The organism is Chitinolyticbacter albus, assembly GCF_024437655.1.
Classification (GTDB): domain Bacteria; phylum Pseudomonadota; class Gammaproteobacteria; order Burkholderiales; family Chitinibacteraceae; genus Chitinolyticbacter; species Chitinolyticbacter albus.
In genome coordinates, this window is sequence record NZ_JANBVF010000001.1 from 163,299 (window position 1) to 178,030 (window position 14,732).

At 63.4% G+C, this 14,732-nt stretch carries 19 protein-coding genes; 11 read left to right on the forward strand and 8 right to left on the reverse strand.

Going from position 1 to position 14,732, the window contains the following annotated elements; genetic code table 11:
* Positions 1 to 63 precede the first annotated feature (63 nt).
* The 3 genes from ygfZ (at position 64) to NLI84_RS00795 (ending at position 2,880) form a co-directional block, all read left to right on the forward strand.
* A complete protein-coding gene (gene ygfZ / locus NLI84_RS00785) occupies positions 64 to 1,092 on the forward strand; it encodes a CAF17-like 4Fe-4S cluster assembly/insertion protein YgfZ (RefSeq protein ID WP_255987468.1) in 1,029 nt (342 codons plus the stop codon).
* 107 nt (positions 1,093 to 1,199) lie between these two features.
* Positions 1,200 to 1,988: an enoyl-ACP reductase FabI gene (locus NLI84_RS00790; protein ID WP_255987469.1), complete on the forward strand. Its 789-nt coding sequence runs from the start codon at positions 1,200 to 1,202 to the stop codon at positions 1,986 to 1,988.
* Positions 1,989 to 2,106: 118 nt separating this feature from the next.
* Entirely contained in the window at positions 2,107 to 2,880 is a 774-nt protein-coding gene (locus NLI84_RS00795) for a class II glutamine amidotransferase (protein ID WP_255987470.1), read from the forward strand.
* 19 nt (positions 2,881 to 2,899) lie between these two features.
* On the opposite strand, the gene NLI84_RS00800 is transcribed toward NLI84_RS00795, so the two are convergent.
* The 8 genes from NLI84_RS00800 to rplM form a co-directional block, all read right to left on the reverse strand.
* Positions 2,900 to 4,009, reverse strand: a complete 1,110-nt coding sequence (locus NLI84_RS00800) for a hypothetical protein (protein WP_255987471.1) — start codon at positions 4,007 to 4,009, stop codon at positions 2,900 to 2,902.
* 33 nt (positions 4,010 to 4,042) lie between these two features.
* On the reverse strand, positions 4,043 to 4,627 hold the full coding sequence (locus NLI84_RS00805) for a malonic semialdehyde reductase (RefSeq protein WP_255987472.1): 585 nt from the start codon (positions 4,625 to 4,627) through the stop codon (positions 4,043 to 4,045).
* Positions 4,627 to 6,114: a polyphosphate:AMP phosphotransferase gene (gene pap, locus NLI84_RS00810; RefSeq protein ID WP_255987474.1), complete on the reverse strand. Its 1,488-nt coding sequence runs from the start codon at positions 6,112 to 6,114 to the stop codon at positions 4,627 to 4,629. Before pap ends, NLI84_RS00805 begins: the two co-directional genes overlap by 1 nt.
* A gap of 92 nt (positions 6,115 to 6,206) precedes the next feature.
* A complete protein-coding gene (gene erpA, locus NLI84_RS00815; protein WP_255987475.1) occupies positions 6,207 to 6,557 on the reverse strand; it encodes an iron-sulfur cluster insertion protein ErpA in 351 nt (116 codons plus the stop codon).
* Positions 6,558 to 6,636: 79 nt separating this feature from the next.
* Positions 6,637 to 7,032 carry a bactofilin family protein gene (locus NLI84_RS00820; RefSeq protein ID WP_255987476.1) on the reverse strand — a complete coding sequence of 132 codons (396 nt, stop codon included), beginning with the start codon at positions 7,030 to 7,032 and terminating at the stop codon, positions 6,637 to 6,639.
* The gene (locus tag NLI84_RS00825; RefSeq protein WP_255987477.1) at positions 7,032 to 7,751 is read right to left on the reverse strand and encodes a DUF6776 family protein; all 720 of its coding nucleotides are present in this window, start codon (positions 7,749 to 7,751) and stop codon (positions 7,032 to 7,034) included. Before NLI84_RS00825 ends, NLI84_RS00820 begins: the two co-directional genes overlap by 1 nt.
* A 209-nt stretch (positions 7,752 to 7,960) precedes the next feature.
* The gene (gene rpsI / locus NLI84_RS00830) at positions 7,961 to 8,353 is read right to left on the reverse strand and encodes a 30S ribosomal protein S9 (RefSeq protein ID WP_255987479.1); all 393 of its coding nucleotides are present in this window, start codon (positions 8,351 to 8,353) and stop codon (positions 7,961 to 7,963) included.
* A gap of 12 nt (positions 8,354 to 8,365) precedes the next feature.
* Positions 8,366 to 8,794 carry a 50S ribosomal protein L13 gene (rplM, locus tag NLI84_RS00835; RefSeq protein ID WP_148715110.1) on the reverse strand — a complete coding sequence of 143 codons (429 nt, stop codon included), beginning with the start codon at positions 8,792 to 8,794 and terminating at the stop codon, positions 8,366 to 8,368.
* Between the two features lie 392 nt (positions 8,795 to 9,186).
* Here rplM and NLI84_RS00840 point away from each other — a divergent pair, with 392 nt between their 5' ends.
* The 8 genes from NLI84_RS00840 to NLI84_RS00875 all read left to right on the forward strand — a co-directional run bounded on the left by NLI84_RS00840 (position 9,187) and on the right by NLI84_RS00875 (position 14,707).
* Positions 9,187 to 9,606 (forward strand): OsmC family protein, encoded by a 420-nt coding sequence (locus NLI84_RS00840; protein WP_255987481.1) that lies wholly within the window; start codon positions 9,187 to 9,189, stop codon positions 9,604 to 9,606.
* A gap of 5 nt (positions 9,607 to 9,611) precedes the next feature.
* Entirely contained in the window at positions 9,612 to 10,376 is a 765-nt protein-coding gene (locus NLI84_RS00845; RefSeq protein WP_255987483.1) for an EI24 domain-containing protein, read from the forward strand.
* A gap of 3 nt (positions 10,377 to 10,379) precedes the next feature.
* Complete coding sequence (locus tag NLI84_RS00850) at positions 10,380 to 10,784, forward strand: YkgJ family cysteine cluster protein (RefSeq protein ID WP_255987484.1); 405 nt, start codon at positions 10,380 to 10,382, stop codon at positions 10,782 to 10,784.
* Positions 10,785 to 10,793: 9 nt separating this feature from the next.
* Complete coding sequence (locus NLI84_RS00855) at positions 10,794 to 11,051, forward strand: Imm32 family immunity protein (protein WP_255987485.1); 258 nt, start codon at positions 10,794 to 10,796, stop codon at positions 11,049 to 11,051.
* A 30-nt stretch (positions 11,052 to 11,081) separates the two neighbouring features.
* Entirely contained in the window at positions 11,082 to 11,270 is a 189-nt protein-coding gene (locus tag NLI84_RS00860) for a Lar family restriction alleviation protein (RefSeq protein ID WP_255987486.1), read from the forward strand.
* Between the two features lie 7 nt (positions 11,271 to 11,277).
* A complete protein-coding gene (locus NLI84_RS00865; protein ID WP_255987488.1) occupies positions 11,278 to 11,871 on the forward strand; it encodes an IMPACT family protein in 594 nt (197 codons plus the stop codon).
* Positions 11,872 to 12,077: 206 nt separating this feature from the next.
* On the forward strand, positions 12,078 to 13,163 hold the full coding sequence (locus NLI84_RS00870; RefSeq protein ID WP_255987490.1) for a DUF748 domain-containing protein: 1,086 nt from the start codon (positions 12,078 to 12,080) through the stop codon (positions 13,161 to 13,163).
* A 224-nt stretch (positions 13,164 to 13,387) separates the two neighbouring features.
* On the forward strand, positions 13,388 to 14,707 hold the full coding sequence (locus NLI84_RS00875; RefSeq protein WP_255987492.1) for an MFS transporter: 1,320 nt from the start codon (positions 13,388 to 13,390) through the stop codon (positions 14,705 to 14,707).
* Positions 14,708 to 14,732: the final 25 nt, after the last annotated feature.

A 14,732-nucleotide genomic window follows, 5' to 3' on the forward strand; every position in this document is an offset into this window, starting at 1 on the left:
GCATTGTTTTTCCGGCCATCGACTATATCTCTGCCAGCAAACCCCTCAATCGGAAAGTCTTCGATGTCCCTGACCGCCCTTTACACTGCAGCTGGCGCGCGCCTTGACGCAACAGGCCATCTCGCCGACTTCGGCGATGCCACTGCCGAACTCGCGACGCTAGCCTCAGCCCCAGTCTTGGCGCCGTTACCGCAGTACGCGCTGATCCGGTTTTCCGGCGAAGACAGCGAGGCTTTCCTCAATGGGCAGCTCTCGAGTGACGTGCGCACCGTCGGCGCCACGGACGCGCAATATTCGAGCTATTCCACGCCCAAGGGCCGGATGCAGGCGAGCTTTCTCATCGTGCGCGATAGCGAGGACTACCTGTTGCAGATCGCCAGCGAGCTACAGCCCACCGTGCAAAAACGCCTCGCCATGTTCATCCTGCGCAGCAAGACCCGCGCGAGTGAAACCGACTGGGTCGCCCTCGGCGTGGCGGGTCCCGGCGCCGCTCAGGTAGTGCAGGTCGCCGCGGGCGGCTTGCCAGATGCGGCGATGCAGGTCTGGCACGGAACGGACGTGAAGGTGATTGCGCTTGACGGCGCGCGCTACCAGTTGCTGGCGCGCGGCGATGCCATCGCGCGCGTCTGGCAGGCACTGGTCGACGCGGGCGCTCGTCCGGTCGGCCCGGCGGTGTGGACGCTGACCGAAATTCGCGCCGGCAGCCCGTGGATCACACAGGCCACCTATGAGGAATTCGTGCCGCAGATGGCCAACCTGGAACTGGTCGGTGGAGTGAGCTTCAAGAAGGGCTGTTATCCAGGGCAGGAAATCGTCGCCCGTACCCAGTACCTGGGCAAGCTCAAGCGCCGCGCGCTACGCTTCCATGTGGCGACCCAGGCTGCCGCCGGTCAGGACGTATACAGCGCAGAAATGAATGGCCAGGCCTCGGGCAAGGTGATGCTGGCCGCACCGGCACCGCAAGGCGGCACCGAGGTACTTGCCGTGGTGCAGACCGCATCGCTCGCGCAAGGCCTGCATCTGGGCGGGATCGATGGTCCGCTGCTCTCCCCCTTGTCGCTCCCCTATTCGCTCGACGCCGAGCCCGCGTAAGCCGGCGTGAATCAAACGACCGTTTTGAGAAAAACCTGGCCCGTGCCAGGTTTTTCATTGGCGTTTCGCTATAATCGCGCGACGTTTTCGATAGCAAGGATGAAACCATGGGCTTTTTAGCCGGCAAAAAAATCCTGATCTGTGGTCTGCTGTCCGACCGCTCGATCGCCTACGGCATCGCCACCGCTTGCAAGCGCGAAGGCGCGGAGCTGGCGTTCACCTATGTGAACGAAGACATGAAGGATCGCGTGGCGCGACTGGCCGCCGACTTCGATACGACCATCGTGCTGCCGTGCGATGTCTCCAGCGACGAGCAGATCGATCAGCTGTTCGTGTCGCTCAAGCAGTACTGGGATGGCCTTGATGGCCTGGTGCACTCGATCGCCTTCGCCCCGCGTGACGCCCTGAAAGGCGACTACCTCGACGCCGTCAATCGCGAGAACTTCCGCATCTCGCACGACATCAGCTCGTACAGCTTTGCGGCGCTCGCCAAGGCTGCGCGCCCGATGCTGAACGATAATGCTGGCCTGATCACCCTGTCCTACCTGGGTGCCGAGCGCGCCATTCCCAATTACAACGTGATGGGCCTGGCAAAGGCCTCGCTGGAAGCCAATGTGCGCTTTATGGCGGCATCGCTCGGCCCGGAAAAGGGCATCCGCGTCTACGGCGTCTCGGCCGGCCCGATCAAGACGCTGGCCGCCGCCGGTATCTCGGGGTTCAACAAGCTGCTCAAGGCCGCCGCTGACGCCACACCGCTCAAGCGCAACGTGAGCCAGGAAGAAGTGGGCAATGTCGCCGCCTTCCTGATGTCGCCGCTGGCGTCGGGCATGACCGGCAACATCGTGCATGTCGATGCCGGCTACAGCATCGGTGCGCTCTCGCTGGCCGCAGAATAAGCTGCGGCGCGCCTGCCACAACGCCCGGCCGCTGCCGGGCGTTTTGCATTGCGTTGCAATCGGCGGCGGCATCAGCCGCTACACTGGATGCAGTACAGAAGCCGGAGGATAGCCGTCGATGTGCCAATTGCTGGGCATGAACTGCAATGTGCCGACCGACATCATGTTTTCGTTCGAGGGTTTCAGCCGCCGTGGCGGCGAGACGGACGAGCATGGCGACGGCTGGGGCATCGCCTTCTTCGAGGACGGTGGTTGCCGCGTGTTTCTCGATTACTTGCCTTCCAGCATTTCACCGGTGGCCGAGCTGGTAAAGCACTACCCGATCCAGAGCCGCAACGTGATCGCCCATATCCGCAAGGCGACCCAGGGCGCGGTATCGCTGGCCAACACCCACCCGTTCCAGCGTGAGCTATGGGGCCGCTACTGGCTGTTCGCGCACAATGGCAACCTGACCGAGCGACCGGCGCTGCACAACGGCCGCTTCCAGCCTGTGGGCACTACCGACAGCGAACAGGCCTTCTGCTGGCTGCTCAACCGGCTGAGCGAGCATTTTGATTCGCCACCGCCGCTCTCAAGGCTCTACCAGATGCTGACCGACTACGCCGGGCAGCTGTCGCAGGGCGGCACCTTCAACTTCCTGCTCTCGGATGGCCGCGCGCTGTTCGCCCATTGCAGCACCGATCTGCATTACGTCGTGCGCGAATCGCCCTTCTCCACCGCGCATCTGTCCGATGCCGACGTCACCATCGATTTCGCCGATGTGACCACGCCGCGCGACCGCGTGGCCGTGATCGCGACCAAGCCGCTGACTGACAACGAACAGTGGATCCGCATGGAAGCGGGCGAGATGCTGTGCTTCATCGACGGCTCGCCAGTACGGATGCCGGGCTAACCCTTCCCACCGCGGCGGCTTATTCGCCCTCGTCGTAGTTGTGCTGCGCAAGCAGGGCGTAGACCGCCTCGTCGTAGTACTCGCCCGCCTCATCAAGCTGACGCAACTGGAACGCGAGCTTGCCCGGCGGAATCAGCCCGGCGACAAAACGATCCCGTACCCGCTTCATGGTCGCCGCCTGCGCCACGAGGGAAGCACGATGCGCATCGATTTGCTTTTTCTCCGCGCGATGCGCGCCGATCGACAGCGATAACCAGGTGATGAGCAAGCCTGCGGCGATCCACCATTCGGCGAACAACGCCAAGAAGGTTAATCCGGACAACAGCAGATACCACACCTGGTCGGCCTGTTCGAACCCTGGAATCAATATCGACAGCGTAGGCCAGCGCCGCTTGAGCAATTTGGCCAGCCGCGCATGATCGGTGGCGTCGCGTTTCTTGCGCGCGAGCCCTGCGTCGAGCGCCAGCGCCACATACCACTGCGTGACCACCGTGTTATGCAACCACGTCGTGTCGAGGTAGGCGCGGGCGCGCGCGGCAAATTCATCGCGAAATGCATTGCTGGTCAAGGGCGGCACCGCATCGCTGTAGGGATCCTTGAGCGCATGCTGCACCAGCAAGGGGTAGCCGGCGATTTCGGTCAGCCCGCGCCGACGCCCTTCCAGCAAGCCCTCAGGCAGCGGCAACTCGGGATGGTCGAGCTTCACATAGTGTTGCAGCAGGCCTTCCAGCCGCGCGAAATCGGGCTTGCGTCCGGGCTGGCTTTGAAACGCCTCGCGCAAAGCGGCGAGCTCTTCGCGGATCGCACCGGCCAGCGCCTGCATTTCCGGCACCCACGGCAACGCCAGCATCGTTTCTACCTTGTAGAAGCTATCGTCATAATGCCGGTAATAGCCCTCGTGATAACGTGCCCTTTCCTCGGCGTCGCGCTGGGTATCCCCGGACGCCAAAGGCGGCGTCGGCGGCGAGCGCCTGAGATCGACCAGCACGCGGTTGACCAGCGACTCCAGCTCGCCCGGCACCCCGGCTGCGGCAAACAGCGGTTCAAGCTCGTGGCGCTTGGCGCGCCAGTCTTCCAGCGCGCGCCATAGCGACCAGTCCGCCGTCCGTGTGGAGGCTTTGGCTGTCATGACTCTCCCTTGCGCCTCTTGCCGGGCGCGCGATTAGGCGATGCGGCAGGCGCGCTCAAACGGCAAGCGGGCATTGCGCGGATGCAACTGGCTGCCGTTGCCATAGCCCAGATTGACGAGGAAATTGGAGCGCCAGTTGGTACCGGCAAAGAAAGCCTCATCGACCGCGGCATTGTTAAAGCCGGACATCGGCCCGCAATCGAGGCCCAGCGCGCGAGCGGCCAGGATCAGGTATGCCCCCTGCAGGCTGCCGTTACGTAGCAGCGGCGCGGTATTGTCCTTGCCGGCGAACCAGTTACGCGCGTCTGGGTTGTGGAAGAGCTTGGGCATCTCCTCGTAGAACTCGAGATCGTACGCCACCACCACCGTCACCGGCGCGGCCATGGTCTTGTCGACATTGCCCGCATCGAGACAGGGCCTGAGCTTTTCCTTGGCCTTGGCCGATTTCACGAACAGGAAACGCGCGGGGCTCGAATTGGCCGAGGTCGGGCCGAACTTGAGCAGGTCATACAGATCGCGCAGGGTGTCATCGCTGACCGGTTGTTCCAACCAGTGGCTATGGGTGCGCGCCTCGCGGAACAACTGGTCGAGCGACATGGCATCGAGCGGGAAGGCCATTATTTTTCCTTGCGTTTCAGTCGGGTTTCAATGGCGTCGCACAGAATCTCGAGGACGCGGATACGCGCATGATACTTGTTGTTGGCGCCGATCAGATGCCAGGGCGCGATCGCGGTACTGGTGCGCTCAACCATGTCGCTCGCGGCACTGACATAGTCGTCCCATTTCTCGCGATTGCGCCAGTCTTCCTCGGTGATCTTGAAACGCTTGTACTCGGTCGCCTCGCGCTCCTTAAAGCGTGCCAGCTGCTCATCTTGCGAGATCGCCAGCCAATATTTGAGAACAATGACCCCGGCGTCATCGAGCTGGGCCTCGAAATCATTGATCTCACCATAGGCACGCATCCATTCGGCCTGGCTGGCAAAACCCTCAACGCGCTCGACCAGCACCCGGCCATACCAGGAGCGATCAAACACGGTGAGATGGCCCCGGGCGGGAACATGACGCCAGAAGCGCCACAGATAGGGCTGCGCGCGTTCTTCATCGGTAGGCGCTGCGATCGGCACCACCCGATAGCGCCGGGCATCGAGCGCGGCAGTGATCCGGCGGATCGCCCCACCCTTGCCTGCCGCATCCATGCCTTCGAACACGGCAACGACGGCAAGCTTGCTAAAGCCGGGCTGCCGGGTGAGGCCATTGAGCCGGCCCTGCAGCCGCTCCAACTGCTCGCGGTAGGTCGATTTGTCGAGCTCGGCATCGAGCGCCAGCGTATCAAGCAGGCGCACACCGTCGACCGAAGGCAGCAAGGGACTAGCCTCGATGCGGCGCTGCTTCACCGACTCGCGCGCCAGATGATGTTCGATCGCATTGAGCACCTGCCGCCCGACCGACAAGGCGCGGTAATTGGCATCCCAGCCCTCGACGATACGCCAGGAAGAGTCGGCGAGGCTGGTGCGGGTGAGCAGCGTCTCGGCATGCGCCGCGTGCGTGTCGTAATGCTTGAGAAACTGCTTGTCCTCCCGGCTCACGCGCCAGGCGGTCAAGGTATCGCCCTCCAGTGCCTTCAAGCGCTTCTTCAGCCGATCGCGCGACAGGTGCAGCCAGAACTTGAGTACCAGCGCCCCGTCGTCGGTGAGCAGCTTCTCCAGCCGTACGATGCGCTCGATGCGGCGGCTGATGAGGTGCTCGTCGCCCAAGGGCCAGTGCCACAGCGGATCGGCGTACCAGGAACCGAACAAAATGCCGATGCTGCCCTTGGCCGGCAACGCGCGCCAGAAGCGCCAGAACGGCGGCCGTTCAGCCTCCTCGTCATTGGATTCATCGAAGGCCAGGGTGGTGACATGGCGTGGATCCAGCCATTCCAGCAACAGGTTGGCCGTCTCCCCCTTGCCCGCCGCCGGCATGCCGGCGAGCACGATGACCACGGGGAAATCCCCTCGCTGCTTGAGCTCGAATTGCGCGGCCAGCAAGGCCTGCCGCAGCTTGGCCACCTCTTCGCGATAGGTGTCGCGATCGATGCAATGACCCAGTTCCGCCGATTCAAACATGGCCGCTCCCGCGCTTTGAAGCCTCTATTATCGGCGGATGAACGGCAATAAAAAAGGAAGCCCGCAGGCTTCCTTTTCAGGGATGGTGGCGCTCAGACCGTGAACGACGAGCCACAGCCACAGGTCGATTGGGCGTTCGGGTTCTTGATGGTGAACTGCGAGCCCTCCAGGCTCTCGACGTAGTCGATCTCGGCGCCCACCAGATACTGGTAGCTCATCGGATCGACCAGCAGCGTGACGCCGCTTTTCTTCACTTCGGTGTCATCGTCGTTGGTAATTTCATCGAAGGTGAAACCGTACTGAAAGCCGGAGCAGCCACCGCCGGTAACGAACACGCGCAGTTTCAGATCCGGATTGCCTTCCTCGTCGATCAGCTCCCTGACCTTGCTGGCGGCATTGTCGGTGAAGAGGAAGGGGCTCGGCATGTCGGTGGCCATGTTCATGGGGCGCTCCGCTCGGAATAGTTGACTAAACAACTAGGATTATCGCGCGCAGCGGCACTCGCGGTCAACGCGCGCCGGCTCACACTTCCTGTGCGGGGGCCTCGGGAGTCACCATCTTGGCTCCCGCCATGGGGATCAGCCGCCCTTCGATCACCGCACCCGGATGCATTTCCAGCGTCTTGTAGGTGAGATCTCCGGCCACGCGCGCCTTGGGCTGCAGCTCCACATACTGGCTGACGGCGATCGGCCCGTTGATTTCGCCATTGAGGATCAGGTGGCTGCAGCTGACCTTGCCACGTACCTGCGCCTTTTCCGAGACCACCAGCGTGCCGTTCTTTTCGTCGACCGCGACGACATTGCCGACCACGTGACCATCGATACGCAGGCCACCAACGAACTGCACGTCGCCATTCACCGTGCTGCCGTTGCCGATCAGACTATCGATACGTTGGTTGCCTTTCTTGTTCTTGAACATCACACGCCTCCCGTTTTCTTCTGACATTGTGCCAGCATGCTGGAATCGCCCTGCATGCGAGCATCCATTCCCAAGGGCTGCGCCCCATCCGGCAGCGTGACTTCGCCTTCGATGCGTCGATAATGTCGCACGCTGATCGCTTGCTTGGGCAGATCGATCTTCTTGCGCCCGGTTCCGGACGGTCGTATCTGAATGCTGAGCAGCAGATCGCCCTTGATTTCCTCAGTGCGATCCACCCCCTGGACCAATAGCACGCGGTAACGCCAGCGCGTCGCATCGGCAGTGGGGTCGAACTCACAGGCGACAAAGCGCACCAATTCGGTTCTATCGTTGCTGGTCAGCAGGCTGTCGAAAAAAGCCAGGGCCTCACGCGCCTGGGCCGCATCCCGCTGCGCGGTGTCGAGCGCCTGGGCAAGCGAACCCCGCGCCGCTTCGGCCACCTGCAATTGCTGGCGCAAGCGCGCCTCGCGCTCGCGCGAAGCCAACAACCGGCGATGGGCATCGGCCATGTCGGCCTCGCTGGAGCTGAGTCGGCCCAATGCCCTGGCCTCTCCCTCGCGACAACCCCACCAGATCGATACGCCGGCCACCGCGCCCAGCAAGGTGAACCAAAGCAGGCATCGCCACAACCGGCCGCGCCAGCCAAGCGCGGGGCGCAGCACCAGGGGAGCCGCAGTCAGGCGCGCCCGTTGCAAACGGTACAGGCGCCTCAACGGCATGCAAGCTCCGGATACAGGGCAATGGGCATAGCGGGGGAACGGCAGACCAGGCGTTTATTTACGACCATCTCATTTCTGCGCGAATGACGGCACAAGAACCCGATTCTAACAGCACAGCCCGAGGCGGTGCGACCATCGAGCGCGGCTGGGAGGAGCGGGCAAAACAAAAAGCCGCACGATGTGTGCGGCTTTTTGCGGGGCAGTTCCGATTAACGCTTGGAGAACTGCTTGCGACGGCGGGCCTTGTGCAGACCAACCTTCTTACGTTCGACTTCACGCGCATCGCGAGTGACGAGACCGGCGGCCTTCAGGGCACCCTTCAGATCCGCGCTGTATTCGATCAGGGCGCGGGTGATGCCGTGACGAACAGCACCGGCCTGACCGGTTTCGCCGCCACCTTGCACGTTGACCAGAATGTCGAACGCTTCGAGGTTTTGGGTCAGTTCCAGCGGCTGACGAACGACCATGCGGCCGGTTTCGCGAGCGAAGTACTGGTCAAGCGGCTTGCCGTTGACAACGATGTTGCCCGTACCCTTGGCCAGGAACACGCGAGCAACTGCGCTCTTGCGACGGCCGGTACCGTAGTGATATTTGCCTACCATGGTGGCTATCCCTTAGATATCGAGAGTTTGAGGTTGTTGCGCGGTATGCGGATGTTCGCCACCAGCGTACACCTTCATCTTCTTGATCATGGCGTAGCCAAGCGGGCCCTTCGGCAGCATGCCCTTGACCGCGGTTTCCAGCACGCGACCCGGGAACTTGTTTTGCAGTTCGGTGAAGGTGCGCTCGTAAATGCCGCCCGGGTGACCCGAGTGACGGTAGTACTTCTTGGAGGTGGCCTTGTCGCCGGTCACGCGCAGCTTGTCTGCGTTGACCACGACGATGTAGTCGCCCGTGTCGACGTGCGGAGTATATTCGGCCTTGTGCTTGCCACGCAGGCGCTTGGCGATCTCAGCGGCGAGACGACCCAGCACTTTGTCGGTAGCGTCCACGACGAACCACTCGCGCTTTACCTCGTGCGGTTTTGCAGAAAAGGTTTTCATGACAGCTCGGTCCAGATTCAGAATTCGAGAAAGTCGCGGATTTTAGCCCCCCTGCCAAAGGGGTGTCAAACATATTTCGCACGACCGATCGGTGGGGGATGCGCAGGCTGCGGCACCAAAAAAAACGCAACCCGGATCGGATTGCGCTGAATTCCACCAAAGAAGGAGGATGGAGGAGACAACATCAAGGCAAGCCCTGACGTTGAGCCCTCAGTGTATGCCAGCCTCCAGGCATTAGCAAGTCCTTCTTGTGCGATGCAGCATAAGCAATTCCATTTATTCAGAAACCCTTGTGCGCCAGCTGCGACGCGGGGCGCACCAGCATCGCCATTCCGATGGTCCGCGCGAAAGCGATAGAATGCGCTTTTGCCATAAAATCGGATGCCATCCAGATGAAAGTGCGTCTCAAGTGGGTTGAACAGGTCAGTTTTCTTGCGCAGTCGGAATCGGGCCATGCCGTACTGATGGATGGCCCACCCGAAGGGGGCGGCCGCAACCTGGGCCCGCGCCCGATGGAAATGGTGCTGATGGGCGCCGCCGGCTGCTCGACTTATGATGTGATCCATATTCTGAAGAAAGCACGCGCCGATGTGCGCGACTGCGTGGTCGACGTCGATGCCGATCGCGCCGGCGAAGATCCCAAGGTGTTCACCCGCATCCATCTGCATTTCACCGTCACCGGTCGTGGTCTGAAGCCCGAGCAGGTCGAGCGCGCGATCAAGCTGTCGGCGGAGAAATACTGCTCGGCCACCATCATGCTGGCCAAGACCGCCGAAGTGACGCACGACTTCGAGCTCATCGAAGCGAACTGACCGCGATGACGACCCCTACTCCTTCCTCCTTCGTCGAAGCACTGCGCTGCGTCGCGCTGGGACTGCGCGACGCGCTGCATCCCGCGCTGATCACGCTATCGCTCGGCGTTTGGCTGCTGGCCTTGCTGGTGATGTCCGCAATCTATATAGCCGCCTGGTCCTGGCTGCTGCCGGCAATGCATGCAACAGCCCAGTTCGCGGTGCTGGGGCTGCCCGGCCAGCTGGGCTGGGCGCCACAGGCCGGCGGTACGCTGGCGCAGCTGGCGGCCTACGCCCAGACCGCATTGCAATGGACGTTCCTCGCGCTGCTGTTCGTGGTGGGCGTGCTGCTACTTGCGCGGGTAATCCTGGAACTGGTGTTGATGGGACAGGTGCAACGTCGCGTCCTGCAACGCTACCCAGCGCTCGCCAGCCAGGTGGCGCGCCCGTGGCGCGCCGATCTGCGCGACCTCGCCGGCAATCTTGGCACCTGGCTGGTCGGCAGCGTGCTCTGTCTTTGCATCCCGTTGATCGGCGGCGTGCTGCTGGTACTGCTCACGGCCTATCTCAATGTGCGCGGGCTGGTGAACGACGCGTTCGATGGCGTGGTGCCGGAGGACGTCCAGCGCCGTTTCGTGACCACGCAGCGGGCACCGATGCTGCTGCTCGGTGGCGCGACAGGCCTGGTGATGCTGGTGCCGCTTGTTGGCCTGATCGGACCCAGCCTCTTGGGCGCGGCCACCTGCCACCTTGGTTTTCGCTGGCTGGAGCGCCAGGTCATCGGCCCCTGAACGATGCCCGCGCCAGCAAGAAAACTGATCCATCTGTCAGTACTCGACGACCTGTCCACCTGGGTGCGCTATCGCAGCAGCCTGTGCCGGGACTGCCAGGCCACCTGTTGCACCATGCCGGTCGAGGTGAAGCTACCCGACCTCGTGCGCATGGGCGTGGTCGATGCCTTCGAAGCCGAGCACGAGGCGCCCAAGCAGATCGCCAAACGGCTGGACAAGGCCGGCATCATCGGTCATTTCAACTTCAAGCACGGCATCTACACGCTGGCGCAGCGCGCCAACGGCGATTGCCGCTATCTCGATGCCCAAAGCCGACGCTGCACCATTTACGAGCAGCGGCCCAACACCTGTCGCAATCATCCGCAGGTCGGCCCACGGCCGGGCCACTGCGCCTATCGCCATCGTTGAAGGCTTGCCATGCAAATCTCTGGGTACTTCGAAAGCAGTGCTGACAGCACAACTCAAAGAGAGCCAAGGCAACTTGCTGAGGTCACGTTGGTCGCAAATGCCGCAGAACTTCGCTTGATCGCCAGCTTCTTGATTCAATGCGCCCAAGGCATTGAGATGCGTGGCATGAAATGGGAACACGAGCATCTTTCCGACCGGCATCCACAGTTCGAATCGTCCCCTCATTTTGTTGTGTTCAACGACGCCAAGCTTGAGCGCCAACGTTAAATCTGAACTTTCTTACATCGACAATCCGCCATGACAACCACACCCACCCCACCCCAGCGCTGTCCCAAGTGCGGCGCACCCGCCGAAGTACGCAAGGCGGGCGCCAATCGCGTGTGGGTGCAGTGCGCCAAATTTGGCGCCAATGGCAACTGCAGCGCCATCTGTACTCCCCAGCCCAATCGCAAGGATGCGATCGCGCTCTGGAACCGGATGAAATAAACCCGCCATGGCGTACACGCTGGCCGGGGTTGCGCGCAGCGAGCTGGAAATCAAGAAAAGCCGCTTTCTCGGGCTGGTTCTGCCAGCAACAGACCGGGCGGAAGCTCAGGCCGTGGTGAGCCGGCTGCGGGCCGAGCACCCACAGGCGGCGCATGTCTGCTGGGCGCTGCTGGCGGGCGGGCATTCGGCCGCCAATGACGATGGCGAACCTGGCGGCACTGCCGGCCGCCCCATGCTTGAAGTGCTGCGCCACCAGGAGCTGGAACAGGTGCTGGCCGTGGTGGTGCGTTACTACGGCGGCGTGAAGTTGGGCGCAGGCGGGCTGGTCCGTGCCTACACCGATGCGGTGGCGCAGGCGTTGATCGGCGCCGAGAAGGTGGCGATCACGCCGCGCCAGGCGCTGACGGTACGCGTGCCCTATCCCCAGGAAGGCCTGGTGCGCCGGCTGCTGCAGGAGGTCGGTGCCGAACTCGGCGCGGTCACGCATGCCGACGCTGTCACGCTGAACTTCACCGTGCGGCTGAGCGACTCGCCGCCGCTGATGCAGCGCATCGCCGATGCTTGCCACGGCGCAGCGCAATGGCTGGACGCTGCGGATTAAGCATCACACCGTCTGTAGCGGCGCGGGCGCCGAGCATGCGGCAGGCAAGTCCCCACAGGCGGGGCGATGGGGCGTAAAGGCATCGAAATCGGCCATAGCGTTGGGTTCCGGATCGATGCCACTCCACAACACGTCGCGGTACCGCCGATTGTGACAGCAGAACGCGTGCTGCTATCGTGCGCGTTTTGTCTGGATGCCGTGTCTGCATGAAACGCCGTTTGCTCTTTGCGCTACTCGCGCTGCTGATCGTCCTGCCACCGCTGACATTCTGGGGATTCCGGCTGGCCACGCGCCAGCTGCAGCAGGAGGTGCTGGCGGCACTCGGGCCAGAAGCGCATATTGCCAGCCTTGAGCTCAGCTGGTCCACGCTCGAGATCCGCGGCCTGCGCATCAAGGCGCCAGCCGGCTGGCCTGCCACGGAGACGCTGGTGGCTGAACACGTCGTGCTCCGGCCCGAGCTGCGCACGCTGTTCTTTGGGCAGGTGCGCATCCGCAAGATAGAGGTCGAAGGTGCCTATCTATCGATCTGGCGCCAGCGCAACGGCAAGGTGCGCCTGTTGCCCAGCCTGCTGGAACGCAAGGCCGAAGCGCCGGCCGTAGAGGACGCGAGCGCAGCCACGCAGCCCGCCGTCAAGGTATTGATCGACGCCATCAAGCTCGCCAATGGCCGCATCGACTGGTTCGACGGCAACGTGCGCAAGAAACCGTTGCGCGTCGCGTTCGAGCAGCTAGAGGCCAGCATCGGCACGCTGCGCTGGCCCGAACTGTCGGACAGCACGCCGCTGCGGCTGGCCGGCGTGATCAAGGGCGTACGCCACGACGGCCAGTTCGCACTCGACGGCCACATGCGCTTTGCCGACCACGATTCCCAGCTCAAGCTCGCGTTGCAGCAGGTCGACCTGCTGGCCTTGCAGCCCTATCTGATCAAGGCCTCCGAGACCGGCGTGAAGCGCGGCACACTGGACCTGCAGCTCGCCAGTACCGTCAAGGCCGGCCACCTGCGCGCGCCTGGCCGCTTGACGCTGACCGACCTGCAATTGGCGCCGGGCCGTGGCTGGCAAGCGAGCTTCATGGGCGTGCCGCGCCAGGCGGTCATTGCTGCGCTGAAGAATCGCGACGGGCGCATCGTGCTCGATTTCACGCTGTCCGGCCGAGTGGACGACCCGCATTTCACGCTGAGGGAAGACCTGCAGAAACGGCTGGCCGCCGGCATGGCCGAGGGCCTGGGCATAAGCGTGCGCGGCCTCGTCGAAGGCGTGGGCGACACGGTGAAGGGGCTGTTCGGCCAATGAGCGGCGCGAGACTGTTGCGCCGCTGAACTATTTCAGCAACGCTGACATTTACCCGGATGGCACGGCAGGCGCGGCGCGCCTTAGAATCGCGCATCCCCGCACTGGATCGAGGCGGGTCGCCCCGACCCGGGGTCTATCGCAGCCCTCCCACCCGGACTGGCTGGCGCCTCGACCGTGCACGTCATATCCCGACGCGGCCTTGCCCAACACCTGCCGAGTCCGCCATGACCGCCGAAACCCAGTTCGAACCCGCCCCGCGCGGCCTCAACCGCAACGACTACAAGACGCTTTCGCTGGCCGCACTCGGCGGCGCGCTGGAGTTCTACGACTTCGTCGTCTTCGTGTTCTTCGCCGCCGTGCTCGGCGCGCTGTTCTTCCCACCCGAGATGCCAGACTGGATGCGCCAGCTGCAGACCTTCGGCATCTTTGCCGCCGGCTACCTCGCGCGGCCACTGGGCGGCATCATCATTGCCCACTTCGGCGACCTGCTCGGGCGCAAGCGCATGTTCACGCTGTCCATCTTCATGATGGCGCTGCCGACACTGGCCATGGGTCTCTTGCCGACCTACGCCACCGCCGGCATCGCCGCGCCGCTGTTGCTGTTGCTGTTTCGCGTGCTGCAGGGCGCGGCCATCGGCGGCGAAGTGCCCGGAGCCTGGGTGTTCGTCTCTGAACATGTACCCGGCCGCCACACCGGTCTTGCCGTCGGCACGCTGACCGCAGGGCTTACCGCCGGCATCCTGTTGGGCTCGTTGATCGCCACCGTGATCAACAGCAGCTTCAGCCAGACCGAGGTGCACGACTGGGCGTGGCGCATCCCCTTCCTGCTCGGTGGCATATTCGGCCTGTTCGCGGTCTACCTGCGCCGCTTCCTCGAAGAGACCCCCGTGTTCCGCGAAATGCAGGCGCGCAAGGCGCTGGCCGACGGCCTGCCGCTGAAATTCATCCTCAAGAGACACCTGCCGGCGGTGGTGCTGTCGATGCTGCTGACCTGGGTGCTGTCGGCCGCCATCGTCGTCGTCATCCTGTTCACGCCGACCTATCTGCAAAAGCAGTTCGCCGTCGCACCGGCACTGGCATTGCAGGCCAACAGCGTGGCCATCGTGATGCTGACCATCGGCTGCGTGCTGTTCGGCATGGCGGCTGACCGCTTCGGCAGCAAGCTGACGCTGGGCCTGGGCAGCCTGGGCCTGCTCGCCACCAGCTACCTGTTCTACGGCCACCTGCCCACCTCGCCGAGCCAGCTGGTTGCGAGCTACGCACTGACCGGCTTCTTCGTCGGCACCGTCGGCGCGATTCCCTACGTGCTGGTGCGCGCCTACCCGGCCGTGGTGCGCTTCTCCGGCCTGTCGTTCAGCTACAACGTCGCCTACGCCATCTTCGGCGGCCTCACCCCGGTGATGCTGACGCTGTGGCTCAAGACCGATGCCCTCGCCCCGGCGCACTATGTGGCAGCGCTCAGCGTGCTGGGCATGGTGTGCGCGCTGGTGCCGATTCCGGGAACGCGGCGGCGCAGCGATACGCTGGCCAGAGCCACCGTCTGAAGCACCCAGCAAAAGACCGCGTCAC